This window comes from Actinocorallia longicatena (assembly GCF_039534125.1).
GTDB classification, from domain to species: Bacteria; Actinomycetota; Actinomycetes; order Streptosporangiales; family Streptosporangiaceae; genus Actinocorallia; species Actinocorallia longicatena.
Window position 1 is genome coordinate 207,256 of sequence record NZ_BAAAUV010000006.1, and the last position, 25,037, is coordinate 232,292.

Sequence of the window (25,037 nt, forward strand, 5' to 3'; positions counted from 1 at the left end):
CTTGCGATGACTCCAATCTCTCACCGAACATAATTTTTGTCAATGACGAGATTTATTGTCGGTGACGGCTCTTCATCAGGAGTTGGCCTGCGCTTCCGTGCGGCCTCGTGTGTTCCTCAGCTGCGTGACCTGCACTGATCACGTGAGCGTGACACGTAGAACCGTGCTGTCGTCCGCCGGGCTCGCCGCCCTCGGCGCCGTCCCCCTGACCTCGGCCCCCTCCGTCCACGCGGCGGGCAGGGACCCGTTCCGGCTGGGCGTGGCCTCCGGTGAACCCGCACCGGACGGTGTGGTGCTGTGGACCCGCCTGGCCGAGCGGCCCCTGGCCGAGGACGGGTTCGGCGGCATGGGACGCGGATCCGTCCGGGTGGAGTGGCAGATCGCCGAGGACGAGCGCTTCCGGCGGATCGTCCGCCGCGGGAGCGTCACGACCGGGCCCTCGGCGGGCTTCGCCGTCCATGTGGAGGCGGCCGGGCTGCGTCCGGGCGGCGAGTACTTCTACCGTTTCCGCGCCCGGGGCCATCTGTCCCCCGTCGGCAGGACCCGCACCGCACCGGCCCCCGGCTCGATGAGCCCCCTGGTGTTCGCCTCGGCCTCCTGCGCCCACTACGAGCACGGCTACTTCACCGCCTACCGCCGCATCGCCGGCCACGACCCCGATCTGGTCATCCACCTCGGCGACTACATGTACGAGTACGCGCCGGGCGACTACGTGGGCGCCAACGGGATCGTCCGCGAGCACACCCCGGGCAAGCTGCAGAGCCTCGCCGACTACCGGCGCAGGCACGCCCAGTACAAGTCCGACCCCGACCTGCGCGCCGCCCACGCCGCCGCCCCGTGGGCCGTCGTCTGGGACGACCACGAGCTGGAGGACAACTGGGCGGGGAAGACCCCCGGATCCAAGGTCCCCGGCTTCAGCGCCCGCAAGCGGAACGCGATGCGCGCCTACTACGAGAACATGCCGCTGCGCCGCTCGTCCCTGCCCTCGGGCACGAAGATCCGGCTCTACCGCCGGCTGCGCTGGGGCTCCCTGGCCACGATCCATCTGCTCGACACCCGCCAGTACCGATCCGACCAGGCCTGCGACGACTGGCTGCGCACCGACTGCACCGCACGCGCCGCCACCGGGCGCACCCTGACGGGGGCCGCCCAGATGCGCTGGCTCTCCGACGGGCTGCGCGGCTCCGGCGCCCGCTGGGACCTGCTCGCCCAGCAGATCTTCCTGGCCCAGCGCGACTTCGCCCTCGGCCCCGCCCGCGAGCTGAGCATGGACGCCTGGGACGGCTACACCGCCGACCGCGACCGCCTTTTCGCCGCGATCCAGGCCTCGGGAGCGCGCAACCCGGTCGCCCTGACCGGTGACGTCCACACCGCCTACGCCGCCGACCTGCTCAGGGACTTCGACGACCCGTCCTCGGCCCGGATCGGCGTCGAGCTCGTCGGCAGCTCCATCGCGAGCGACGGCGACGGCTACGACGACAAGGCCGCGAACGCCGCGATCCTGGCGGAGAACCCGCACATCGCCTTCACCGACCAGCGCCGCGGCTTCCTGCTCGCCAGGACCTCCCCCGACGCCCTGGTCGCCGAGTTCCACTCCCTGCCCTACATCTCCCGCAAGGGCGCCGCCGCGAAGGTCGCCGCGCGCTACACCGTCCACGACGGCGCCCGCACCCTGTCGGGCTGAGCCCGGCCGGAGCGCCCCGCTCAGGTGATCGCGTAGCCCGTGAGGCCGCGGCCGTCGAGCGGGAGGGCGCCGCGGGATCCGCCGGTGAAGGCGATGACCGCGCCGCCGAAGCCGTTCGCGCCGGGGGCGCCCACGTACAGGGTGCCGCGCCGGACGGCGAGGGCCAGACCGAACTGGGCGGTGAGGCCGAGGCCCGAGCCCAGGAGCCTGGGCCGGGCGAGCGCCTTCCCGCGGCGGCCGTGGAGGATCTCGGCGCGGCCGATGCCGGGAATGCCGACGGCGAGGTCGGTGACGTGGTCACCGTCGAGGTCCCCCGCGGCCAGGGCCGAGCCGAACAGGTCGGCCCGGTGGACCCCCCTGCGGAAGATCATGTTGTGCTTCTCCCTGAGCTTCGGGCCGTAGAAGACGTGGACGGCGCCGTGGCCCCAGTCGCGGTCCTCATCGCCGACGGCCTCCCCCGGGACGCCCACGGCGAGATCGGCCCTGCCGTCCTTGTCGAAGTCGCCGACGGCCAGCGCGGAACCGAACCTGTCGCCGCGTTCGGGCGAGCCGTGGGTCCTCCCGGCCTGGGAGATGTTGCGGCCCTTGCCGGTCAGCGGGTCGACGACCGTCACGGAGCCCTGGCCGCGGAAGCCGTCGCCGGGCAGGCCGATCGCGATCTCGGGACGTCCGTCGTCGTCGAGGTCGCCGACGGCCACGACCGTGCCGAAGCCGTCGGTGCCCGCCCTGCGCTTTCCGGCGCGCCCGGTGCCGGCCTTGATCCGTTTCATCCCGCCGAGGCCGTGCCGCCGCAGCCCGTACACCACGACGAGCCCCTTGCCGGGGGCGCCCGCGACGATCTCGGCGTCACCGTCCCGGTCGAGGTCGCCCGCCGCGACGGAGATCCCCAGGTGGTCCCTGCCGCCGAGCTTCAGCACCGGGCCGGGCCGCAGCCCGCCGGACGAGCCCAGGAACACGCGCACCTCGCCCGCTCCGGTGGCACCCGGCGCCCCCACCGCGAGGTCGGCGCAGCGGTCCCCGTCGAAGTCGCCGGTGGCCAGCGACGCCCCGAACGCGCCCAGACGCCGCGGCGGCCCGTTCAGCCAGGCGGTTCCGCCCGCCCCGTACCGGACGCCCACCGCGCCGGCCCGCACCTGCCCGCCGACCGCCGTGTAGGGCGCCCCCACGGCCAGGTCGGCCTTACCGTCCCCGTCGAAGTCGGACGGGACGTACCGTCCGCACCCGGCGGCGGCCCCCGCCTCGGCCGATGGAACGACGACGATTCCCGCGGCCAGCAGCGGCGCGATCCAGAGTCCTCTCACGCGACCAAGGTCTCCGATCGGGAACACGACCGTGTGACCCGCCGGTGAACGTCGTTCAGCGATCGAGCGGACGCTTCGCCGCCCACACGGAGCGCTTCGCGCGCACGGTGAGGTCGGCGCGGTGCAGCAGGCTCTCGGGGCCGTGGCCGGTCAGCCGGTCGAGCGCGGCGAGGTCGCCGGCGTCGAGCAGGTCGTCGAGGCGGGTGCGCAGCCGGGACAGGAACGCGTGGGCGTAGGGTCCCGCGGCCGGGGGCAGGGGCGCGCGCAGGTCGGCGGTGAAGACCCGTTCGGGCTCGACGGCGAAGCCAGCGCGCCGCAGCCGGGTCCCCCAGTCGTCGCCGAACAGCGGCACCTGGGCGGCGTGGCCCTCGGCCAGCGCCGCATGGCAGCGGGCCTCCAGCCCCGGACGCCCGAAGCCGATGTCGTCGGGCAGGAAGCGCGGAAAGGAGTCCATCTCGACCGCGGCGAGGAGCCCGCCGGGACGCAGCGCCGCGAGGACCTCGCCGAGCAGCCGGTCGGGATCGGCCAGGTGGTGGAGGGAGGAGGCCGCCCACACCAGATCGAGGGCGCCGAGATCGGGCAGCGCCGCGTCCAGGTCGGCCTCGACCGCGCGGACGCGGTCCCGCGCCCCGTGCTTGGCGAGGAGGCGCTCCAGCATCTCCGGGTCCTTGTCCACGGCGATGATCTCGGCGCCGGGGAACCGCTCCGCCAGGGCGAGGGCGCCGGTGCCGGTTCCCGCGCCCAGATCGGCGATCCTGAGCGGCTCCGCGTCTGCCAGCTCGCCGATCCAGGCGATCACGTCCGCGAGCAGCGGGTGCAGCATCTCGGCGTCGAGGTCGAGCAGGTTCCCGAGGTCGCCTGCGTCATGGCTTGAGTGATCATGGCCTGAGTGATCATGACTCGAATGATCGTGGTGATGGTTGTGCATGCCTCCGACCCTAACCGGCACATGCGCCAGCAGCATACACTCTTGCGCATGACGCAAGACGGAGAGCTCGACGCGGTGGTCCGCAAGCGCATCAGGGGGCTCCGGCTGGCCCAGGGCCTGTCGCTCGACGAGCTGGCCGGGCTCTGCTTCCTGAGCCCGTCCACGCTGAGCCGGATCGAGACCGGTCACCGCAGGATCAGCCTCGACCAGCTCAGCGGCATCGCCCGCGCCCTCAGCACCCCGCTCGACCGGCTTCTGGAGCCCGTCGCCGACGAGGACGTCGTGATCAGGCCGCGGCAGGACGCCGCCCGCGGAATGACGAGCTGGCTGCTCAGCAGCGAGCCCGGCCTGACCGTGGCCAAGATCCGGATCACCAGGCCGGCGGACGAGCTGGGCCCGGACGAGCAGAAGGTCCATCCCGGCACGGACTGGTTCCTCGTCCTGTCCGGGACCGTGGTGCTCCTGCTCGGCGAGCGGACCATCGTGGTCGAGGCCGGCCACGCGGCCCGGTTCTCCACGATGGTCCCGCACGCGTTCGGGTCCAGGGGCGGCCCCGCCGAGGTCATCGGGATCTTCGACCCCGACGGGCAGCGCACCCATCTGCGCGACGAGCGGTGATCTCTACGGGATCTCCGGCTTGCCCGGCGAGGAGATCCAGGTCCGGAAGAAGGCCGTCAGGTCCTGTCCCGGGACCTTCTGCGCGAGGGCGGCGAACCGCTCGGCCGTGACGTCGCCGCAGGAGGAGTGGACGGCGCGCACGTGGTCACCGCCCACCGGGACCGATCTTGACCGGGACGCCGTTCAGCCGGGCCATTCCGGCCAGGGGTTCGAGGTCCTCGGGGGAGGCGAGCAGATTGGTGTTGGCTCCGCCCGCGGCGTTGGCGCGGGGCCATCCGCCGGAGTGGCCCCAGCCGTGCGGGACGGCGACCGTTCCCGGGATCATCTCGTCGGTGACCTTCGCGGGGAGCTCGACCCGGCCGTGCTGGGAGGTGATCACGACCACGGCGCCGTCCTCGATGCCGTGGTCGGCGGCGTCCTTCGGGGAGATCCGGGCGAGATGGGTGCGCTTGCCCCGCATGAGCGCCTGGACGTTGTGCATCCAGGAGTTGTGGGAACGCAGCTCGCGCAGGCCGATGAGGCGCAGCGGATAGCCACCGGGCTCCTCCAGCGTGCTGAGCCGCCCGATCTCCCCCGCGATCTCCGGTGGGGCGAGATGGACCTTCTTGTCCTTGTGCAGCAGGCGTTTGCGGAGGGTCCCGGTGCCCTGGTGCTCGGCCAGGACGATCCCGTGCGGGTGCTTGCGGAGCTTGCGGATGCTGAGCCGGTCGGGCCCGGTCCTGAGCAGCAGGTCGACCAGTACCCGGGGGCCGGGACGGAATCCGAGCCGGTGGGCGAGGCGCTGAGCGCCGAGGGCGCCCGGGTGCAGGCCCATCCGGCGGGCCAGGTCCTCGATGATCCGCCACTCCTGGCGGGCCTCGCCGCGCGGCGGGACGACCGCCTCGGTCCAGCTCGCGTAGGGGGTGAGGTGGAGCTGGCCGAACGGCAGCGGGAAGTCCTCGCGCTCGAGGAAGGTCGTGGCCGGAAGGATGTAGTCGGCGTGCTTCGCGGTGTCGGAGACGTAGATGTCCAGGCAGACGAGCAGGTCGAGCTCCTCGACGGGCAGCCCGCCGGGGACGGAGTTCACCGGGTTCCCGGCCGAGACGAACAGCGCCCTGAGCCTCCCGGGACCCGGGGTCGTGATCTCACGGGCCATGACGCCCGCGGGGAAGGTGCCGAGGACGTCGGGGTAGCCGCCGATCCGGGAGCGGCGCTCCCCGTAGGTGGCGAGCCCGGACACGCGGGCCAGCTCGTCCAGGCGCATCGGGGCACGGCCGAAGAGCACCCCGCCGGGACGGTCGAGGTTGCCGGTGACCAGGTTCAGCGCGTCGATGAGGAAGGCGGTCAGCGTCCCGGACCGGCCAAGGCAGGAGCCGATCCGCCCGTAGACCGCCGCCCGCTCGGCGGTCGCGAGGTCACGGGCCAGCTCCCGGACGGTCTCCGCCGCGATCCCGGTCCGCTCCCGGGTGCTCTCGGGCGTGAACGGGGCCACCAGCCTCCGGAACTCCCCGGTTCCCGCCGCATCGAAGTCCGCCTCCAGCTTCTCCTCGAAGATGACCTGGAGCAGGGAGAGCAGCAGCCAGGCGTCGCCGTCGGGACGGATCGGCAGATGCTCGTGGGCGCGGGCCGTCTCCGTCCGCCGGGGGTCGACCACGACGACGCGCGGGATCTTCGCCAACCGCTCCTTGATCCGTGGTTCGGAGATCAGGCTCCCGTGCGAGACCAGCGGGTTGGCCCCGAGCATCAGCAGCAGCTTCGTGCGCTTCAGGTCGGGGATGGGCACCAGCAGCGGGGAGCCGTACAGCAGGGCGCTGGCCGCGAACCGGTTGTTCACGTCCTGGGAGCCCGCGCTGTAGATGTGCTTCGACCCGACCGCGGCCATGAAGGAGTTCATCCACAGCGGATGGCTGTAGGAGAACGTCGCGGGGTTGCCGAAGTACCATCCGATGCCGTCGCGGGGGACGTCCTTGAGGCGGGCGGCGATGCCGTCGAGCGCCTCGTCCCAGGAGATCCGCTCGAACTCCCCCGACGGCAGGCGCCGCAGCGGGTGCAGGACCCGGTCGGGGTCGTTCTGCACCTCGGTCATGGCGATGCCCTTGGCACAGGCGAACCCCCGCGACAGCGGATGGGCGGGGTCGGGGCGGAGCTGGACGAGCTCGCCGTCGCGGACGGTCGCGACCAGACCGCAGAGAGGCTCGCAGATTCGACAGTAAGTGACCACTTGCTGCTCGCTCATGGGCCGATGGTACATCACTCCCCCCGAGCGGATCTTGCCCGATTTCGGGCAGGATTCTTGGATTCTGCTCCGCCGAACGGGCATACTCGGGCGAGTGCTGCACGAAGACCTTGTCGATCACCTGACGCGGACGTCCCCCTTGAGCCGGGGCGAGGCCGCGCGCGTCGTCGCCGACGTCCTCGCCTACTTCGGCGAGCCCGTCGAGGAGTACGTCCGGCGCAGGCATGCGGAGATGCAGGCGCGCGGGCTGACCAACGACGAGATCTTCAAGCGGGTCGGGGCGGAGCTGGCGGCGCGCAGGGTCGCGCCGCCCGGGCTGTCCGCCCGTCAGCTGCGGCGCATCGTCTATGGATAAGAGGGGTTGAAGGACAACGTGTGTGGAATCGTCGCCTACATCGGGCCGAAGGACGCGACGCCGATCCTGCTTCAGGGTCTGCAGCGGCTGGAGTACCGGGGATACGACTCGGCGGGGGTCGCCGTCGTGGGGCGGTCGGGGCTGAAGGTCCGCAAGACCGAGGGACGGGTGCGGGACTGCGCCGAAGGGCTCCCGGCCCGGTTCAAGGGGTCGCCCGGCATCGGGCACACGCGCTGGGCCACCCATGGCGAGCCGAGTGACGCCAACGCCCACCCGCACGTGGCCGGGACGGTCGCGGTCGTGCACAACGGGATCATCGAGAACGCCGACGAGCTGCGGGCCAAGCTGGTCGCCGACGGCGTCGAGTTCTCCTCCGAGACCGACTCCGAGGTCCTCGCGCACCTGATCGCCCGGTCGTCGGCCGCCGATCTGGCCGAGGCCGTCCGGCAGGCGCTCACGGAGATCGTCGGCACCTACGGGATCGCCGTGATCGACTCCGCGCGTCCGGGCACGTGCGTGGTGGCCCGCAACGGCAGCCCCGTCGTCCTCGGGCTCGGCGACAAGGAGACCTTCGCGGCGTCCGACGTCGCCGCGCTCGCCGGCCACACCCGCCAGGTCGTCCATCTCGACGACGGCGAGCTGGCCGTGCTCAGCGCCGACGGCTACCGGACCTTCAACCTCGAGGGCGCCAGGACCACCCCGAAGGAGCCGTCGGAGCTGGACGCCGACCCGCTGGCCTACGACGCCGGCGAGCACGAGCACTTCATGGCCAAGGAGATCCACGAGCAGCCCGAGGTGGTCGAGCGGGCCCTGCGCGGCCGGCTCGACGTGCGGTTCAGCACCGCGCACCTGGGCGGGCTCAACCTCGATCCGCGCGAGGCCCGCGCGATCCGCCGGGTGAAGATCATCGGCTGTGGTTCGGCCTACTACTCCGGGCAGCTCGGGGCCCAGCTCATCGAGGAGCTGGCACGGATCCCGGCCGACGCCGAGCCGGCCTCGGAGTTCCGCTACCGCAACCCGGTGGTCGAGGCCGACACGCTCTACGTCGCGGTCAGCCAGTCCGGTGAGACCTACGACACGCTCGCGGCCGTCCAGGAGCTGCGGCGCAAGGGCGGGCGGGTCCTCGGCCTGGTCAACGTGGTCGGCAGCGCCATCGCCCGCGAGTGCGACGGCGGCATCTATCTGCACGCCGGGCCGGAGGTCTCGGTGACCTCCACCAAGACCTTCACCGCGACGGGCGTCGCCTTCGCGCTGCTCGCCCTCTACCTGGGGCGCACCCGCGACCTGTCCCCCTCCGACGGGGCGCGGATCGTCCGGGGGCTGAAGGCGATGCCGATGCAGATCGCCGAGATCCTGCGGCAGGAGGACCGGATCGCCGAGCTCGCCCGCGGGCTCGCCGGGCACCAGGGCGCGTTCTTCATCGGCCGGGTCCGCGGCTTCCCGATCGCCCGGGAGGGGGCGCAGAAGCTCAAGGAGGTCTCCTACCTGCACGCCGAGGCCTATCCGGCGAGCGAGCTCAAGCACGGGCCGCTGGCGCTGATCTCCCCCGACCTGCCGACCGTGGCGATCGTCCCGGACGACGAGCTGCGGGACAAGAACCTCACGACGCTCGGCGAGATCAACGCCCGCAAGGGCCGTGTGATCGCGATCGCCCACTCCGAGCTCTCCGCCGACGCGATCCTGGTCCCGAAGAACGAGCGCGAGCTCGACCCGATCCTGATGTCGATCCCGCTCCAGCTCCTGGCCTACCACGCGGCCCTGGCCCTGGGTCACGACATCGACAAGCCCCGCAACCTGGCGAAGAGCGTCACCGTCGAGTAGCGGCACTCCAGCGGCCGTGTGCCTTCGTGATCACAATGGGGTGCGCGAAGCACGCGGTGACGAGGTCCGTGGTGAGGACCCCGTCGGCAGGGCCGCTCGCCAGCACCGCCCCGTCGCGAAGCAGCAGCGCGTGGGTGGTGCTGGCGGGCAGCTCCTCCAGATGGTGGGTGACCAGGACCGAGGTCAGCTCCGGATGGCGGCCGCGCAGGTCGTCGAGGCTCTCGAGGAGCTGCTCGCGGGCGGCGACGTCGAGTCCCGTGGCGGGCTCGTCGAGCAGGAGCAGCGGCGGTTCGGTCATGAGGGCGCGGGCGATGAGGCTGCGGCCCCGCTCGCCCTGGGACAGCAGCGGCCAGCGGGCCTCGGCCCGCGAGGTCAGCCCGAGCAGCTCGATGAGCTCGCCCGCGCGGCGCTCCTGCTCCGGCGAGGGGGTCCAGCGCGGGACGAGCTCGATGGTCCCGGTCGCGCCCGTCAGCACGATCTCCCGGACGGTCCGCGACCCCTGGACGGGATGGCGCGGGTTCACATGGCCGATGCTCCTGCGGAGTTCGAAGACGTCGACCCGGCCGAGCGCATGGCCGAGGATCGTCGCCCGTCCCCGGCTCGGGTGGGTGTAGGCGCCGAGGATGCCCAGCAGCGTGCTCTTCCCCGCGCCGTTCGGCCCGATCAGGGCCCAGTGCTCCCCCGCGCGGGCCGTCAGATCGACGCCGTCCAGCAGGAGGCGCCCGTCGCGGATCAGGTCCACCTTCTCGACCCTGAGGGTTTCGGTCACGCGAAACGACGATACCGGGCCCGGCGGGCGGGCCCGGTGCGCGGGGTCCGAAGGTGGGGAACAGGGTGGGGAACAGGGTCTACCCGCTCTGGCGCCAGGCGAGGGTGAAGGCGACCGCGGCGGCGAGCGGACCGGCCACCCGGAGGTGGTTCCAGGCGGTCCACTGGGACAGATAGGTCTTCCAGTAGGCGGCGGCCGCGGCCGTTCCCGGGTCGAGGCTCATCAGCCTGTCGTTCCGCGGGACGTGGTAGACGCCGGTCAGGAGGATCGCGGTCAGGTAGGCGGCCGCCCCCGCGACCAGGAGCGCCGAGCCCGGCTTCCCGAGGTTCAGCAGCCCGTAGCCGCCGAGGAAGGTGCCGGTCAGGGACGTCCCCATCAGGACGATCATGAACAGCGGGGTCGGCGCCTGCCTGTTGATGGAGTTCATGGCCGCGACGCCCTGCGCCGGTGGCAGGTCGCCGAGCGCCTTCATGACGAAGGAGGAGAAGGCGTAGAAGATCCCGGCGGACAGGCCGCTGGTGACCGCCGTGTAGAGGATCAGGGCGCGGATCATCGGGCGGCGTCCCAGGCCCCGGTCGCCGCGGCGGCGCGGGCGTAGTCGGCGAAGTCGCGGGGGGCGCGGCCCAGGGCCCGCTCCACGCCGTTGGTCAGGTAGGCGTTGCGGCCGTCGAGGACCTCGGTGAACAGATGGGTGAGCAGGGCGACGACCTCGCCGGGGACCTCGTAGGCGGCCATCGTCTCGACGTACTGCTCCGTCGTCACCGGCACGTAGGCGACCGGGCGTCCGGTGGCCTCGGTCAGCACGGCGGCGACATCGTGGAAGGTCAGCAGGCGTGGTCCCGTGACCTCGTAGACCTGGCCGTGGTGGCCGTCGCGGGTGAGGGCGGCGGTCGCGACGTCGGCCAGGTCGTCGAGATCGACGAACGGCTCGGCGACGGTCCCGGCCGGCAGCATGATCTCACCCTGCCGGACGGCCTCGACCAGGAAGTCCTCGCTGAAGTTCTGGTCGAACCACGCGGCCCTGACGATCGTCCACTCCTGCACTCCGGAGTCCTGGACGGCCCGCTCGCCCTCCAGCGCGCCCGCCTCGCCGCGTCCCGACAGCAGGACGATCCGCCGGACCCCCTGCTCGACGGCCAGCGCCGCGAACCTGCCCACGATCTCCGCCGCGCCCGGAACCGCGAGATCCGGCGAGTAGGTGACGTAGGCGATGGACGCCTCGTCCAGGACCGGCTTCCAGGTGCTCTCGTCGGTCCAGTCGAAGACCGGTCGCGAGACCCCTCTGACCGGGACGCCCAGGGCGGTGAGACGCTCGACGACGCGGCGCCCGGTCTTGCCGGTGCCGCCGATGACCAGGATGTTCTCGTTGGTGTTCATTCCTCTATTACAGAGGCCGGATGCGAGAGTCTCCATGGCTCAGAAGCGCGTCGGCATAAGCGATCATCCATCTCCTTGGTGTTCCGCGTATGGAGGGGTTACCTTCGGACCATGGACGCTCTCGCCGGACTCCTCGACGGTCCCCGGGCGCGCGGCGCGTTCCTGCTGCGCTCGGTGCTCAGCCCGCCCTGGTCGATGCGCATCCAGGACCGGGCCCCGCTCACGGTCGTCGCGGTCGTCCAGGGGCACGCCTGGATCGTCCGGGGCGACGCGGACGCCGTCCGGCTGGGCAAGGGCGACGTGGCGATCGTGCGCGGACCCGACCCCTATCTGGTCGCCGACTCCCCCGGCACCGAACCGCAGATCATCATCCATCCCGGCCAGGCCTGCACGACCGTCGACGGGGAGAGCCTCGCCCAGGCCATGGATCTGGGCCTGCGCACCTGGGGCAACGACCCGTTCGGCGAGACCGTCATGCTGACCGGGACCTACGAGACGGCGGGCGAGATCAGCGGCCGGCTCATGGCCGCGCTGCCCGGCCTGATCGTGCTGCCGGCCGACAGCTGGGAGAGCCATCTCATCCCGCTGATCCGCGAGGAGATCGGCAGGGACGAGCCCGGCCAGGAGGCCGTCCTCGACCGGCTGCTCGACCTGCTGCTCATCGCGATCGTCCGGACCTGGTTCGCCCGTCCGGGCACCCCGGCGCCCGGCTGGTACCGGGCCCAGGCCGACGCCGTCGTCGGCCGGGCCCTGCGGATGCTCCAGAACAATCCCGCCCATCCGTGGACCGTCGAGCTCCTGGCCGGGGAGATCGGCATCTCACGGGCGGCCCTGGCCCGCCGCTTCACCGACCTGGTCGGTGAGCCGCCCATGACGTTCCTCACCGGCTGGCGGCTCTCGCTGGCCGCCGACCTGCTGCTCGACGAGCCCGCCGCCACCCTCGAGGCCGTGGCGGCCAGGGTCGGCTACGGCAGCGCCTTCGCCCTCAGCGCCGCCTTCAAGCGCGTCCGGGGCATCAGCCCGCAGGAGCACCGCCGCTCACGGTGAGTCCGCTCGCCGCATCCGCCAGACGGGTACCTAGCGGGCCCTGGCCACGTGTCCGGCGGCGACGTCCGCGGCGGCCCGGGCCGTGGAGGCCGCCTTCTCCGCGGGTCCGAGCGCCGCCCGCAGCCGCTTCAGCCCCGCCGACAGCTCGGCCAGGCGCTGTTCGAGGCCGGTGCGTTCCTCCTCGGCCTCGTCCAGTTCCGTGCGCAGTGCCGCGAGGGCGGACTCGGCCTCCTTCGCGGTCTCGGCGGCGTGGGCGGCCTCGACCTCGAGGCGGCGCAGGAGCAGCCGCGGATCCTCGCCCGGCGGCTTCCGCTCCTTCGCCCGCCGGTTCCGTGCGGGCGCCTTCCCGGCCGTTCGGGCCTTCGCCGGGGCGGGCGGAAGGGCGGAGAAGTCGAAGCCGATGCGGCTCAGCGGGGCGAACAGGCGCGCGGCGGCCAGTTCCCCGGCCGCCGCGGGATCGACGAGCGCCGCCTGGAAGGTGTCCTCGATCTCGCGGCGCACCTGCTCGGGCAAGGGTCGGCCGGCCAGCGCGACGGCGGCTTTGACGGCCGCGTCCACGGCCCTCGTGCGGGCGCGGTCGGCCTCGGCCCGTCCCTCCCCGGTGGACCAGGCCTCGCGCAGATCCTCACCGGTCGTGAGCAGGGTCTCGAGCAGGCCGGGTTCGGCTCGGGCGAACCGGTTGACCGCCCACGCCGAGACCGTCGGACGTCTCAGCGCCCTGATCAGCTTCGCGACGGCCTTGTCGTCCGCCGCACGCGCGAGTTCGGTGCGGCGGGCGACGAAGTCACCGGGCGGGAGGCCGTACAGCTCGTCGGCCGCTCGATCGAGGTCCACACCCGGTGACCTACCCCCGGTCAGTGCGCGTCCACCACCGGGACCTTGACGGCGTCGGCGGGGGCCTCGCCGGCCTGCGGCTTGGTCTTCATGAAGAAGATCGCGACGGCCGAGAACGCGGCGATGCCGAACGCCCACCAGAAGCTCGTGGTGAAGGCGTTGGTCAGCTTCTCCGCGATGTCTCCCGGGGCGCCCTCGGGCACCTGGGCGAGGTTGCCGGTCGCGCCGGGGATCTCGTCCTTGATCGCGTTCTGCAGGATGACGGCCAGGGCGGCGACGCCGATCGAGCTGCCGACCCGCATGACCACGTTGCTGGCGACCGTCGCGGACGGCACCTGCGAACGGTCGAGGGTCCGGTACATCCCGCCCATCATCGACGGCATCATCGTGCCGTGGCCGAGGCCCAGCACGAACAGCATGGCCATCAGGACCCAGATCGGGGTGTCGGGGTTGATCTGGGTGTAGCCGAGGATGCCGAGCAGCATGACCGGCAGGCCGGTGTAGGCGAGGCGGCGCGGCCCGATCCGGTCCGACAGCTTGCCGGCGATCGGCATCGTGAGCATCGCGCCCAGGCCCATCGGGGCGGTGGTCAGGCCCGACCGCAGCGGGGTGAACCCGTGGACGACCTGGAAGTACAGCGGCAGCAGCACCATCATGCCGAACAGGGCGCCGACATAGGTGAAGAAGCCCGCGTTGGCGGCGCTGAAGGTCCGGTCGGCGAACAGCCGCAGGTCGACCAGGGCCCGGTCCTTCAACCGCAGGGCGTGCACCGCGAACAGCGCCAGCAGCACCAGGCCCGCTCCCGACCAGCCCAGGACCGCCGCGCTGCCGAGGCTCTTGCCCTCGCCCGCCTCGGCGATGCCGTAGACCAGGGCACCGAGTCCGGGCGAGACCAGCAGCAGGCCGAGCACGTCCAGCGGAGCGTCGGCCTTGCCCCGCACCGTGTCCCGCGGCAGCATGCGGAACGCCGCGAACAGGGCGATCGCGCAGAGCGGCAGGTTGATGAAGAACATCCACCGCCAGTTCAGGTTGTCGATCAGAAGGCCGCCCAGCGCCGGGCCGAGGACCGGGGCGAGCATCGCGGGCACCGCGATGACGGCCATGACGCGGCCCATGCGCTGCGGGCCCGCCTTCTGCGCCAGCATCGTCTGGCCGATCGGCATGATCATTCCAGCGCCGAAGCCCTGGAGGACGCGGAAGACGATCAGGCTCGTCACGTTCCAGGCGGCTCCGCACAGCAGCGACCCGATGATGAACAACACCAGCGAGAGCATCCACATGCGCTTGGCGCCGAACCGGGCGACCGCCCAGCCGGTGATCGGGATGCTCATCGACAGGGCCAGCGTGTAGGCGGTCAGCACCCACTGGATGGTCGACAGCGACGAGTGGAACTCCGTGCCGAGCGTCTTCACCGCCACGTTGACGATCGTCGTGTCGAGGATCGTCATGACGGCCCCGAGGAGCACGACGAGGGCGAGACGCTTCAGTTCCGGATCGAATTCGGATTCTTGTTGCTTGGCGGGGGGGTTGGTCATGAGCGGCGCGCTCTCTTCCGTACGGTGTATCGGTATACGTACACCGTAGCGCCCTCCGCTACACCGTACGAGTTAGAATCCCGGTATGACGGGTCCATCGACGCCAGACAGCCCGGTGTGGACGCGGAATCCGCCGTCCCGGCGCCCCGCCCTCACCCGTGAGGCGATCGTGGCGGCCGCGATCGAGATCGGTGACACCGAAGGCCTCGCCGCGATCTCGATCCGCCGGATCGCCGCCCACCTCGGCGCCCGGGCCATGAGCCTCTACACGCACATCGACCGCAAGGAAGACCTGCTGGACCTCATGGCCGACGAGGTCATCAGCGAGATCCTCGTGGCCGACGCCGAGCTTCCCGCCGACTGGCGCGAGGCGATCACGCGGATCACCCGGCTGGAGCGGCAGGTCCTGCTCCGGCATCCCTGGCTGACCGAGATGATCGGCTTCCAGCGCTTCAGCCCGGGACCGAACCGGCTCCACCACCTGGAGCAGTGCCTGAAGGCCCTCGACGGGCTCGGCCTGGACGGCCCGTCGGCGATCCGGGTCGTCGGCGCCGTGACCCACTACATGTTGGGCTGCGTCATCCGGGAGGCCTCGGACGCCGACCTGCACCGCGACCGCTGCGGCGGCCACGACGAGAAGCTGCCCTACCTGCTGGCCCTGACCGAAGGCCCGGAGTTCCCCCGCCTCGGTCCGCTCCTCCGCGCCGGCTCCTTCGTCAAGCCGAGCCCCGAGCAGCGGTTCGAGCAGGGGCTCGAATGGCTGCTCGACGGGATCGAGGCGAGCGTCGGAAAGCCGGGCGGCCTCGGCGGCCCGGCTCACCGCGGGCGTACGACCCTCGACTCGTCCCAGACGGGCACCGGTGACTCGTAGACCCGGCCGTCCGAACCGAAGATCATGAAACGGTCGAGGGAGCGGGCGAACCAGCGGTCGTGGGTGACCGCGAGAACGGTGCCCTCGAAGGACTCCAGGCCCTCCTGGAGCGCCTCGGCGCTGGCCAGGTCGAGGTTGTCGGTCGGCTCGTCGAGCAGGAGCAGGGTCGCTCCGCCCAGTTCGAGCAGCAGGATCTGCAGCCGGGCCTGCTGCCCGCCGGAGAGGGTGTCGAACGGCTGCTCCGCGCACTTCTGCAGCTCGTAGCGGGCGAGTGCGGACATCGCGTCGTTCTTGAAGAACGCGTGCTCGGTCATGACGATCTCGCACGGGGTGCGTCCGGCGAGGTCGGGCCTGGCGTGCGTCTGGGCGAACCGGCCCGGCACGACCCGCGCGCCCAGCCTGCCGACGCCCGTGTGCGCGACGGGCTCGGCCGGGGCCGCCCCTCTCGGCAGCTCCTCTCCCGCGGCGGCGAGCAGCCGCAGGTAGTGGGACTTGCCGGAGCCGTTGGAGCCGAGGACGCCGACCCGTTCGCCGTACCAGATCTCGGCGTCGAAGGGCTTCATCAGCCCGGTCAGCTCGAGTCCCTCGCAGATGACGGAGCGCTTGCCGGTGCGGCCGCCGCGGAGTCTCATCTTCAGGCTCTGCTCCGGCGGGGCAGCCTCGGGCGGGCCCTCCTCGAGGAACTTCCGCAGCCGGGTCTGGGCCGCCTGGTAGCGGGAGGCGAGACCGTCGTTGAACTTGGCCTTCTGGCCGAGGGTCAGCACCAGCTCCTTGAGCTTGGCGTGCTCCTCGTCCCAGCGGCGGCGCAGCTCGTCCAGGCGGGAGTTGCGGTCGCGGCGCGCCTCGGCGTACCCGGCGAAGCCGCCGCCGTGCACCCAGATCCGGCCGCTCTCGACGGTCACGATGCGCTCGGCGGCGCGGGCCAGGAGCTCGCGGTCGTGCGAGACCAGCAGGACGGTCTTCGGCGTGGCCTTCAGCTGTTCCTCGAGCCAGAGCTTGCCGGGGACGTCGAGGTAGTTGTCCGGCTCGTCCAGGAGCAGGACCTCCTCGGGCCCGCGCAGCAGGGCCTCCAGGACCAGGCGCTTCTGCTCGCCGCCCGACAGCGTCTTGACGTCGCGGTAGCGGCAGGCCTGGAACTCCACGCCGAGCGCCGCCATGCAGCAGGCGTCCCAGACGACCTCGGCGTCGTAGCCGCCGGCGTCGCCCCACTCGGCGAGCGCGTTGGCGTAGCGCATCTGGCTGGGCTCGTCGTCGCGTTCCATCATGGCCAGCTCGGCGGCCTCGACCGCCTCCCCCGCCTTGCGGAGCCGCTCCGGGGCGGTGCTGAGCAGGAGGGTCTGGACCTCCATCTCCTCGCGGATGTTGCCGACGAACTGGCGCATCACGCCGAGACCGCCGCTGCGGGAGATGGTCCCGTCCTGAGCGGCGAGGTCGCCGGCGACGAGCCGCATCAGCGTCGTCTTGCCCGCTCCGTTCGGGCCGACCAGCGCCGCGGTGACGCCGTCCCCGACCCGGAACGACACGTCGTTCAGCAGCACCCGTCCGTCGGGGAGGACATGACTCACATGCCCCACCTCTACGTGCCCCATATCCGCCCCTCATTCATCTTCCGCACCGAACACGGGCCCCGCCCTGGGGCCGGGCCCGCTCACACTCCGGCCAAGGAGACCACGAGCGCCCCCGCGATCGCGACCGCATAAACGGCGACCCCCGCCCTGACCCAGGCGGTACGACGCTCCTCCGGCAGGTCGAGCCGGGAGAGGACCCAGGCGAGAGCGGGCAGGACGAGCACGCCGTGCAGGCTGACGCCGTGGACCGCCTTGAGGAAGCCCACATCATGGTATGCCCGCTGCTGCTCTCCTCCCCTGGCCTCCGGGACGCCCCTGGCGATCATCGCCGCCCCCGAGAGGAGCCCGATCATCAACGAGGCGAACCCGTACCGCAGGGCCAGCCGCATCGAGGGCGCCGCCGCCGGGCTCCCCCGGAAGGCCGCGACGGCCATCCACCCCAGCAGGACGATCAGCAGCCCGCCCCCCGCCGCCAGCACCATCGAGACGGTCGTGTTGGCCCCGCCCTCCATGTTCACGTGCGAGGGAACGCCCCGCCACGCCTGGAGGGTGATCCCGCCGACCTCGACCACGCTGTCGGCGGCGAACAGCCCCAGCAGCCAGGCCCTGGCCGTGCTCCCGAGCGGCAGCAGGGACGCCAGCCAGACGACCGTGAGGAGGGTCAGCCCGAACGACAGCCCGAAGGTGGCGGGCTTGCGCCAGGACACGGGCCCCTCCCAAGGCCCGCCGTCGACCAGGAAGACCCCCAGGTGGAAGATCCCCGCGGCCATCAGGACGACGCCCACGGCAGCGCAGATCCGTGCGGTCCTGCCGCCGGTCGTCACGACGTCCATCTCCGTCCTCCCAGTATGAGTGAGCACCCACTCATCATGAGTGAGCGGCCACTCAGATGTCAATTGCGACATCCGAAATCCGATACCTTGTCCGCTCATGCACCGCTTTCGGGCCCAGGTCACCGCGCTGGCGACCGCCCTCGCCCTGACGGGACCCGTCATCTCCGCTCCCACCCATGCCGCCGCTCCCGCCGACATCGTCGCGCGGCTCAAGGCGATCCCGGGGATGAAGGTCGTGGACGACCACGGGGACGGGTCGGGCTACCGCTCGATCTCGCTGACCTACCGCCAGCCGGCCGACCACCGCCATCCCGGGCGGGGCTGGTTCAGGCAGCGGATCATGCTGGAGCACCGGTCGGCCGAGCGTCCGATGGTCCTGCACACCAGCGGTTACACCGCCGCCGACTCCCCCGGGCTCAGCGAGGTGACCGAACTCCTCGACGCCAACCAGGTCACCGTCGAGCACCGGTTCTTCGGCTCCTCCCGGCCCAGGCCCGCCGACTGGTCCAAGGACACGGTCTGGCAGTCGGCCGCCGACGACCACCGCCTGATCGTCGCGCTGAAGGCCGTCTACGGGGCCAAATGGATCTCCACCGGTGCGAGCAAGGGCGGGATGACCGCGGTCTACCACCGGCGCTTCCACCCCGGCGACGTGGACGGCACCGTCGCCTACGTCGCGCCCAACGACGTGGACAACGCGAAGGACGGCGCCTACGACCGCTTCCTCCAGAGCCGGAACCACGCCTGCCGCGACCGCCTGCGCGGCCTCCAGGGGGCCTTCCTCCGGCATCGCCCGGCGATGGTCAAGAAGATCAGGGCGGCCGGCGGCACGTTCGGGATCGTCCGGTCGGCCGACGTGGCGTTCGAGCACGCCGTCATGGACTTCGAGTGGATGTTCTGGCAGTACGACCTCCTGGGCTCGTGCAAGCGGCTGCCGGATCCGCGGAAGGCGAGCGTCCGGACGCTGTACGCGACCCTTGACCGGGTCGTCGGGGCGACCTCCTACGACGACGCCTCGCTCAGGCCGTCCCTGCCGTACTACTACGAGGCCGGGATCCAGCTCGGCTGGCCCAGCATGAGGTTCAGGCACCTCAAGGGCCTGCTCCGCCACGCGAAGTCCTACTACCTGCCGAGGACCTACGTCAGCAGGAAGATCAAGATGCGGTTCCGGAAGGACGCGATGCGCGACATCGACTCCTGGGTGCGCGGCCACGGCACCCGGCTGATGTTCGTCTACGGCCAGAACGACCCGTGGAGCGCGGAGCCGTTCCGCCTCGGCGCCGGCAGCCGCGACTCCGCCGTCTACGTCGCGCCGGGGATGAACCACGGCGCGAGCATCGGGGACCTCAGGCCGAAGCAGCGGGCCAGGGCGACCGCCGATCTGCTCCGCTGGGCGGGCGTCACCGCCCCTCCGCAGCGCCTCCCGGGCGAGACGGCGGCGGATCCGCTGGCGGACACGCATCCGCGCCTCTGAATGGCCGGTCGATTTCACGGGATCGGCATGTGCTCTTTGTAAGACGGCGATCACGTGCCGATAACGAAATAACTTGAGCCTTTTTGTCCAACACATGCCGCTTTAGCGTCGCGAAGGAGCTGCGATCACGGAGTTGTGATCGGAAGGGATGATCCATGCGACGCTTTCGAGCCCTGACCACGGCCTTCGTGCTGGCAGGGGCCCTGGTCCAGGCCCTCCCCGCGCAGGCCGCCGCGCCACCGGACATCGCCGAACGCCTCAAGGCGATTCCGGGAATGACGGTCGAGGAGAAGCCGTCGACCCTGGCGGGTTACCGCTGGTTCTGGCTGAACTACCGGCAGCCGGTCGACCACCGGCACCCCGAACGCGCCTGGTTCGAGCAGCGGATCATGCTGGAGCACAAGGCCGAGGATCTGCCGATGATCCTCTACACCTCCGGTTACAACACGCCCGAGTACATGTTCAGATCCGAGCCGATGACCCTGACGGGCGGCAACCAGATCTCGGTCGAGTACCGCTACTTCACCCCCTCCAGGCCCGAGCCGGCGGACTGGAAGAAGGACACGATCTGGCAGGCCGCCACCGACGAGCACCGCCTCATCAAGGCGCTGAAGACCGTCTACGGGGCCAAATGGATCTCCACCGGCGGCAGCAAGGGCGGCATGACCGCGACCTACCACCGCCGCTTCTACCCCGGCGACGTCGACGGCTCGGTCGTCTACGTGGCGCCCAACGACGTGGTCAACAAGGAGGACTCCGCCTACGACCGCTTCCTCCAGCGGGTCGGCACCGACACCTCCTGCCGCGACCACCTGCGCGGGCTTCAGAAAGCCTTCCTCGAGAACCGCGCCCCGCTCGAGGCGAAGATCAAGGCCGCGGCCGACGCGGACGGCCAGACCTTCGCCCAGATGAGGACCGTGGACATCGCGTTCGAGAATTCGGTCATGGACTTCGAGTGGGCCTACTGGCAGTACAACCTCGAGGCCGACTGCGCCTCACTGCCCGACCCCGCGACGGCCACCGTCGACGAGCTCTACGACACGATCGACGCGATCGTCGGCGCCCTCGGCTACACCGACCAGTCGCTCGCGCCGTACGTGCCGTACTACTACCAGGCGGGCACCCAGCTCGGCTGGCCCGCGCCGAAGTTCAGGCATCTCAAGGGCCTGCTCCGGCACGAGGAGACCTACGTGCCGCGGACCTACGTCCCGGCGGAGATCCCGATGCGGTTCGAGCCTCTGGCCATGCTCGACATCGACACCTGGGTCAAGCGTCACGGCAGCAGGCTGATGTTCCTCTACGGCGGCAACGACCCGTGGGGCGCCGAGCCGTTCCGGCTCGGCGCCGGCAGCCGCGACTCCTCGGTCTACACCGTCGCCGGGATGTACCACAGCGGCCGGCTCATCTCCCTGCTGCCCGACGCGCAGCGCGGAAAGGCCACCGCCGACCTCTACCGCTGGGCGGGAGTGACCGCTCCCCCGGCCCAGCTCAAGGCCTCGCTCACCGACATCGACCCGCTGACGCAGGAGCGCCCGCGCCTCTAGGAAAGGAGTGCTCTCCATGAAGAAGATCCTGGGACTGGCCGCGGGCCTGCTCCTCACGGCCGGGGCGCTGTCCGCCCTGCCCGCTCAGGCCGCTCCCCCGGCGTCCGTCGACTGGGGCGCCTGTGAGAACCGGACCCTCCAGGCCTATGGCGCGCAGTGCGGGTTCCTTTCCGTGCCGCTCGACTACTCCAGGCCGCGGGGCGAGAAGATTCAGCTCGCGGTGTCGATCGTCCGGCACAAGTCGGCGACCTCGCAGGGCGTCATGCTCACCAACCCGGGCGGCCCCGGCGGTTCCGGACTGATCTACTCGGTTCTCGGCCAGGCGCTCCTGCCGGGCGCGGCCAGCGACTCCTACGACTGGATCGGGTTCGACCCGCGCGGCGTCGGCTCCAGCAAGCCGTCGCTGAGCTGCGTCCCCGGCTACGCGGGCTGGGACCGGCCGAACTACGTTCCGACGACCCGGAAGCTCGAGGAGACCTGGCTCCAGCGCTCGAAGGCCTACGCCGACGCGTGCGAGGACAAGAACAGCCGCGCCCTGCTCGGCAACATGAAGACGACCGACACGGTCCGCGACATGGACGCCATCCGGGCGGCGCTCGGCGAGAAGCAGATCAACTTCTACGGCTTCTCCTACGGCACCTACCTCGGCCAGGTCTACGCGACGCTCTTCCCCGACCGGGTGCGGCGCTTCGTCCTGGACAGCAACGTCGACCCGTCCAAGGTCTGGTACCAGGCCAACCTCGACCAGGACGTCGCCTTCGACCGGAACATCAAGATCTGGTTCAGGTGGGTCGCCGACAACGACGCGACCTTCCACCTCGGCACGGACGCCAAGAAGGTCGAGAGGCTCTGGTACGCCCAGCTGCCCAAGCTGGACGCCAAGCCCGCCGGAGGCAAGATCGGCCCCGACGAGTGGACCGACATCTTCCTCGACGCCGGCTACTACGTCTACAACTGGTCGCTCGAGGGCAAGGCCTTCTCCGACTGGGTCCTCAACGGTGACGAGGCGGCGGCGGACCAGCTCATCGACCTGTACGGGTTCGACCCGGCCACGGCCGACGACAACGGATTCGCCGTCTACAACGCCGTCCAGTGCACCGACGTCCAGTGGCCGCGGAGCTGGTCCAAGTGGCGCCGCGACAACTGGGCGACCTACGCCAAGGCACCGTTCGAGACCTGGGCGAACGCCTGGTTCAACGCCCCCTGCCTCTTCTGGCCCGCGAAGGCCGGCAAGCCGGTGGACGTCAAGGGCAAGAAGGCGCCCCCGGTCCTGCTCATCGGCGAGACCGACGACGCCGCGACCCCGTTCGCGGGCGGCCTCGCGGTCCGCAGGCTGTTCCCGAGGTCGGTGCTCGTGGAGGGCGTCGGCGGCACGACCCACGCCGGATCCCTGTCGGGCGTGGCCTGCGTCGACGACACCGTCGCCTCTTACCTCCTCGACGGCACCCTCCCCGCCCGCAAGCCCGGCAACCGGTCGGACCTGCGGTGCGACCCGGTCCCCCGGCCCCCGGCCGGAGACGCCTACCCGGCGGCCGAGACCCGGAAGACCGCTCCGGCCCTCCCACGCCCGGGAGGCCGCGGATAACCCGATCACGGCTCCGGCCCCCGGAGTTCCCACCCGATGAGGGCCGGTCCCGTCCACGCGGCGGGACCGGCCCTTTTCCGTGGGGCCCGCGAGAGAATTTCCCTAAACCTCGCCATGGTCCTCACCCTCCGGTTACACTCGCTTCAATTAGGGGTCCGGAGGCGTGGCCCACTCCAGTCACCGACTGTCGAGTCCATCGAAGGCCTCCCCGGTGCCGCGAGAGAACCACCCCGATCCCCCGCTCCTCCTCGGCCACCCCCCCGGCCGAGGATCCCGCCCATCCGCGCTCCCAGCGCAGCGGGTGGGCCCGCGGGGACGGGTGCCGTGCCCATTCCCCCCGGGCAAGGGCACCCGTCCCCGTCTCGCACCTTCGGCACTCTCCCCGGGAGAACGCCGAAGGCCCGCCGCGAAGGAAGCGGAACTTCCTTCGCGGCGGGCCTGCGAACCGGTGGACGATACTGGGATTGAACCAGTGACCTCTTCCGTGTCAGGGAAGCGCTCTCCCGCTGAGCTAATCGTCCGAGATGGTGATGCGTGTGTAGCTTAGTGGATGTTGCTGGCTGCAACGACCGAGGTGGAGACGGGATTTGAACCCGTGTGGACGGCTTTGCAGGCCGCTGCCTCGCCTCTCGGCCACTCCACCGCGAGGTCTGGCTGACCCCTCGGAGCGGAAGACGGGATTCGAACCCGCGACCCTCACCTTGGCAAGGTGATGCTCTACCACTGAGCCACTTCCGCGTGCCGTCCGGCGGGGCGTTTCCGCTCCGTTGGCGACGAGGAAAACCATAGCCAACTCTGCGCGCTTCGCCAAACTGAATACCGGGGGCGGGGCAGGGCGCCGGGTCCGGGAGACTGGGGGCATGGACGCGTTCGCCCATGTGGACGGGCTTCTGGCCACGGGCCTCGCCGAGATCAGCTGCGATCTCGGCGTTCTGGGCTCGCGTGGCTGGTGGGCGGTGGTCGTCACCTATGAGGGAAAGGTGACGTGTGCCCGGTTCACCGACGTACGGCGGGCTCCGCATCCGGGGGGCCGGTGGCGGGGACCGGGGGCGTGGTCGAGTTCGCTCGACGAGGCCGGCTACGTCGCGGGGGTCGCGAGGATCCGGGAGGCGATCGCGGACGGGATCGTCTACCAGGCGAACCTCTGCCGGATCCTGGAGGCTCCGGTCGACGACGGGATCGCGGGGCTGGGAGCACGGCTGGCGGTGGGCAATCCGGCACCGCACGCGATGACGATCAGCGTCCCCGGGCTGGAGGTGGCGTGCGCCAGCCCCGAGCTGTACCTGGCGCGCGACGGGAGGCTGCTGACGTCGCGGCCGATCAAGGGCACCGGGCGGACGGCCGCCGATCTGCTGCCGAAGGACCATGCGGAGAACGTCATGATCGTCGATCTGGTCAGGAACGATCTGGGCCGGGTCGCGGAGGTGGGCAGCGTGGCGGTGCCGGAGCTGTGCGTCGTCGAGGAGCATCCGGGGCTGGTCCATCTGGTCTCGACCGTCCAGGCGTCGACCTCCCGGTCCTGGCCGGAGATCATCGAGGCGACCTTCCCGCCGGGTTCGGTGACGGGCGCGCCGAAGTCCAGCGCGCTGAGGATCATCGAGGAGCTGGAGCCGGCCCCGCGCGGTCCCTACTGCGGGGCGATCGGCTGGGTGGACGCCGACCGGGGCACCGCGGCGCTGGCGGTCGGCATCCGGACGTTCTGGATCGAGGACGGCCTGCTGCGCTTCGGGACGGGGGCCGGGATCACGTGGGGATCCGAGCCCACGAGAGAATGGTTCGAGACTGAGCTCAAAGCCAAGAATCTTCTGGAGGTGGCCGGTGCGGGTCTGGGTCAACGGTGAGCTGGGACGCGACCAAGTCAGCGTGATCGACCACGGGATCACCGTGGGCGACGGCGTCTTCGAGACGATCAAGATCGTCCGCGGGGCGCCGTTCGCGCTGACCCGTCATCTGGACCGGCTGGCGTTCTCCGCCCGCGGCCTCGGCCTGCCCGAGCCCGACGACGCCGCCGTGCGGCGCGGGGTGGCCGAGATCCTCGACGGGGCGGCCTGGGAACTCGGCCGGCTGCGGATCACCTACACCGGCGGCCCCGGCCCGCTCGGCTCCGACCGGGGACCTGACGGCCCCACCACGATCCTGCTCGCGGGCGAGCAGAAGCCGTTCCCCGACACCGGGGCGATCGCGGTGGTCCCGTGGCCGCGCAACGAGCGCGGGCCGCTCAGCGGGCTCAAGACGATCTCCTACGCCGACAACGTGATCGCCCTGGCCAGGGCCAAGGCCCAGGGGGCGGGAGAGGCGATCTTCGGCAATCTCGCGGGGAACCTCTGTGAGGGCACGGGCTCGAACATCTTCCTGGTCAAGGACGGCCGCGTGATCACCCCGCCGCTGTCGAGCGGCTGCCTGGCCGGGGTGACCCGCGCCCTGGTGACCGAGTGGATGGACGTCGACGAGAGCGACGTCCCGCTCCAGGCCCTCTACGAGGCCGACGAGGTGTTCCTCACCTCGACCACCCGCGACGTCCAGCCGGTCTCCCTGGTCGACGGCCGCGAGATCGCGGTCGGCCCGGTGACCCGCAAGGCGCGGGAGATCTTCCTGTCCCGGGCGGCGGAGCACGTAGATCCCTGACTTGTTACCCGGGAGGCCTTATACCGTCGGCCTTCCGCGTTCAGACTGGACCC

Annotated in this window: 22 protein-coding genes and 3 tRNA genes; 11 read left to right on the forward strand and 14 right to left on the reverse strand. The window is 71.3% G+C overall.

The features are described from left to right. Positions 1 to 148: 148 nt before the first annotated feature. Positions 149 to 1,684 (forward strand): alkaline phosphatase D family protein, encoded by a 1,536-nt coding sequence (locus tag ABD785_RS14385; protein ID WP_344827756.1) that lies wholly within the window; start codon positions 149 to 151, stop codon positions 1,682 to 1,684. A gap of 20 nt (positions 1,685 to 1,704) precedes the next feature. Here the strand turns inward: ABD785_RS14385 and ABD785_RS14390 are convergent, their stop codons facing one another. Continuing rightward, positions 1,705 to 2,985 carry an FG-GAP-like repeat-containing protein gene (locus ABD785_RS14390; RefSeq protein WP_344827759.1) on the reverse strand — a complete coding sequence of 427 codons (1,281 nt, stop codon included), beginning with the start codon at positions 2,983 to 2,985 and terminating at the stop codon, positions 1,705 to 1,707. Positions 2,986 to 3,040: 55 nt separating this feature from the next. Then, a complete protein-coding gene (locus ABD785_RS14395; RefSeq protein WP_344827762.1) occupies positions 3,041 to 3,913 on the reverse strand; it encodes a class I SAM-dependent methyltransferase in 873 nt (290 codons plus the stop codon). 48 nt (positions 3,914 to 3,961) lie between these two features. Here ABD785_RS14395 and ABD785_RS14400 point away from each other — a divergent pair, with 48 nt between their 5' ends. Continuing rightward, on the forward strand, positions 3,962 to 4,531 hold the full coding sequence (locus tag ABD785_RS14400) for a helix-turn-helix domain-containing protein (RefSeq protein WP_344827765.1): 570 nt from the start codon (positions 3,962 to 3,964) through the stop codon (positions 4,529 to 4,531). A 3-nt stretch (positions 4,532 to 4,534) separates the two neighbouring features. Here ABD785_RS14400 and ABD785_RS14405 read toward each other — a convergent pair whose 3' ends face one another. Together ABD785_RS14405 and ABD785_RS14410 are read right to left on the reverse strand one after the other, a co-directional pair. Continuing rightward, positions 4,535 to 4,687 (reverse strand): hypothetical protein, encoded by a 153-nt coding sequence (locus tag ABD785_RS14405; protein WP_344827768.1) that lies wholly within the window; start codon positions 4,685 to 4,687, stop codon positions 4,535 to 4,537. Next, positions 4,677 to 6,746: a molybdopterin-containing oxidoreductase family protein gene (locus ABD785_RS14410; protein ID WP_344827771.1), complete on the reverse strand. Its 2,070-nt coding sequence runs from the start codon at positions 6,744 to 6,746 to the stop codon at positions 4,677 to 4,679. Before ABD785_RS14410 ends, ABD785_RS14405 begins: the two co-directional genes overlap by 11 nt. A gap of 94 nt (positions 6,747 to 6,840) precedes the next feature. On the opposite strand from ABD785_RS14410, the gene ABD785_RS14415 reads away from it, so the two are divergent. Then, positions 6,841 to 7,101 (forward strand): hypothetical protein, encoded by a 261-nt coding sequence (locus ABD785_RS14415; protein WP_425547767.1) that lies wholly within the window; start codon positions 6,841 to 6,843, stop codon positions 7,099 to 7,101. A gap of 6 nt (positions 7,102 to 7,107) precedes the next feature. Further along, positions 7,108 to 8,922 carry a glutamine--fructose-6-phosphate transaminase (isomerizing) gene (glmS, locus tag ABD785_RS14420; RefSeq protein WP_344827774.1) on the forward strand — a complete coding sequence of 605 codons (1,815 nt, stop codon included), beginning with the start codon at positions 7,108 to 7,110 and terminating at the stop codon, positions 8,920 to 8,922. On the opposite strand, the gene ABD785_RS14425 is transcribed toward glmS, so the two are convergent. The 3 genes from ABD785_RS14425 to ABD785_RS14435 all read right to left on the reverse strand — a co-directional run bounded on the left by ABD785_RS14425 (position 8,909) and on the right by ABD785_RS14435 (position 11,068). Beyond that, the gene (locus ABD785_RS14425) at positions 8,909 to 9,691 is read right to left on the reverse strand and encodes an ABC transporter ATP-binding protein (protein ID WP_344827777.1); all 783 of its coding nucleotides are present in this window, start codon (positions 9,689 to 9,691) and stop codon (positions 8,909 to 8,911) included. The two genes, glmS and ABD785_RS14425, sit on opposite strands and share 14 nt — an antisense overlap. 79 nt (positions 9,692 to 9,770) lie before the next feature. Then, a complete protein-coding gene (locus ABD785_RS14430) occupies positions 9,771 to 10,244 on the reverse strand; it encodes an anthrone oxygenase family protein (protein ID WP_344827781.1) in 474 nt (157 codons plus the stop codon). Beyond that, positions 10,241 to 11,068 (reverse strand): Rossmann-fold NAD(P)-binding domain-containing protein, encoded by an 828-nt coding sequence (locus ABD785_RS14435; RefSeq protein ID WP_344827784.1) that lies wholly within the window; start codon positions 11,066 to 11,068, stop codon positions 10,241 to 10,243. The genes ABD785_RS14430 and ABD785_RS14435 overlap by 4 nt, the downstream gene beginning before the upstream one ends. Before the next feature lie 111 nt (positions 11,069 to 11,179). Between ABD785_RS14435 and ABD785_RS14440 the strand changes: the two genes are divergently transcribed. Further along, positions 11,180 to 12,115: an AraC family transcriptional regulator gene (locus ABD785_RS14440; RefSeq protein ID WP_344827787.1), complete on the forward strand. Its 936-nt coding sequence runs from the start codon at positions 11,180 to 11,182 to the stop codon at positions 12,113 to 12,115. Positions 12,116 to 12,145: 30 nt separating this feature from the next. Here the strand turns inward: ABD785_RS14440 and ABD785_RS14445 are convergent, their stop codons facing one another. Both ABD785_RS14445 and ABD785_RS14450 read right to left on the reverse strand, forming a co-directional pair. Further along, entirely contained in the window at positions 12,146 to 12,949 is an 804-nt protein-coding gene (locus ABD785_RS14445) for a hypothetical protein (protein WP_344827790.1), read from the reverse strand. A 20-nt stretch (positions 12,950 to 12,969) separates the two neighbouring features. Further along, positions 12,970 to 14,484 carry a DHA2 family efflux MFS transporter permease subunit gene (locus tag ABD785_RS14450; RefSeq protein ID WP_344827793.1) on the reverse strand — a complete coding sequence of 505 codons (1,515 nt, stop codon included), beginning with the start codon at positions 14,482 to 14,484 and terminating at the stop codon, positions 12,970 to 12,972. Positions 14,485 to 14,569: 85 nt separating this feature from the next. On the opposite strand from ABD785_RS14450, the gene ABD785_RS14455 reads away from it, so the two are divergent. Next, positions 14,570 to 15,355 carry a TetR/AcrR family transcriptional regulator gene (locus tag ABD785_RS14455; RefSeq protein ID WP_344827796.1) on the forward strand — a complete coding sequence of 262 codons (786 nt, stop codon included), beginning with the start codon at positions 14,570 to 14,572 and terminating at the stop codon, positions 15,353 to 15,355. Here the strand turns inward: ABD785_RS14455 and ABD785_RS14460 are convergent. Both ABD785_RS14460 and ABD785_RS14465 read right to left on the reverse strand, forming a co-directional pair. Then, positions 15,301 to 16,944, reverse strand: coding sequence for an ABC-F family ATP-binding cassette domain-containing protein (locus ABD785_RS14460; protein WP_344827800.1), 1,644 nt, complete (start codon positions 16,942 to 16,944; stop codon positions 15,301 to 15,303). The two genes, ABD785_RS14455 and ABD785_RS14460, sit on opposite strands and share 55 nt — an antisense overlap. A gap of 59 nt (positions 16,945 to 17,003) precedes the next feature. Beyond that, positions 17,004 to 17,756 (reverse strand): hypothetical protein, encoded by a 753-nt coding sequence (locus ABD785_RS14465; protein WP_344827803.1) that lies wholly within the window; start codon positions 17,754 to 17,756, stop codon positions 17,004 to 17,006. A gap of 97 nt (positions 17,757 to 17,853) precedes the next feature. Here ABD785_RS14465 and ABD785_RS14470 point away from each other — a divergent pair, with 97 nt between their 5' ends. The 3 genes from ABD785_RS14470 (at position 17,854) to ABD785_RS14480 (ending at position 22,359) form a co-directional block, all read left to right on the forward strand. Beyond that, positions 17,854 to 19,230: a S28 family serine protease gene (locus tag ABD785_RS14470; RefSeq protein WP_344827806.1), complete on the forward strand. Its 1,377-nt coding sequence runs from the start codon at positions 17,854 to 17,856 to the stop codon at positions 19,228 to 19,230. A gap of 155 nt (positions 19,231 to 19,385) precedes the next feature. Continuing rightward, positions 19,386 to 20,774 carry a S28 family serine protease gene (locus tag ABD785_RS14475; protein ID WP_344827809.1) on the forward strand — a complete coding sequence of 463 codons (1,389 nt, stop codon included), beginning with the start codon at positions 19,386 to 19,388 and terminating at the stop codon, positions 20,772 to 20,774. Between the two features lie 16 nt (positions 20,775 to 20,790). After that, positions 20,791 to 22,359 (forward strand): alpha/beta hydrolase, encoded by a 1,569-nt coding sequence (locus tag ABD785_RS14480; protein WP_344827814.1) that lies wholly within the window; start codon positions 20,791 to 20,793, stop codon positions 22,357 to 22,359. A 449-nt stretch (positions 22,360 to 22,808) separates the two neighbouring features. Here the strand turns inward: ABD785_RS14480 and ABD785_RS14485 are convergent. From ABD785_RS14485 to ABD785_RS14495, 3 genes are all read right to left on the reverse strand, one after another. After that, positions 22,809 to 22,880: transfer RNA gene (locus ABD785_RS14485), tRNA-Val, on the reverse strand. Between the two features lie 51 nt (positions 22,881 to 22,931). Further along, positions 22,932 to 23,002: transfer RNA gene (locus ABD785_RS14490), tRNA-Cys, on the reverse strand. Positions 23,003 to 23,025: 23 nt separating this feature from the next. Continuing rightward, a tRNA-Gly gene (locus ABD785_RS14495) sits at positions 23,026 to 23,097 on the reverse strand. 122 nt (positions 23,098 to 23,219) lie between these two features. On the opposite strand from ABD785_RS14495, the gene ABD785_RS14500 reads away from it, so the two are divergent. Together ABD785_RS14500 and ABD785_RS14505 are read left to right on the forward strand one after the other, a co-directional pair. Further along, entirely contained in the window at positions 23,220 to 24,200 is a 981-nt protein-coding gene (locus ABD785_RS14500) for a chorismate-binding protein (RefSeq protein WP_344827817.1), read from the forward strand. Next, a complete protein-coding gene (locus ABD785_RS14505) occupies positions 24,178 to 24,984 on the forward strand; it encodes an aminotransferase class IV (protein WP_344827819.1) in 807 nt (268 codons plus the stop codon). Before ABD785_RS14500 ends, ABD785_RS14505 begins: the two co-directional genes overlap by 23 nt. Positions 24,985 to 25,037: the final 53 nt, after the last annotated feature.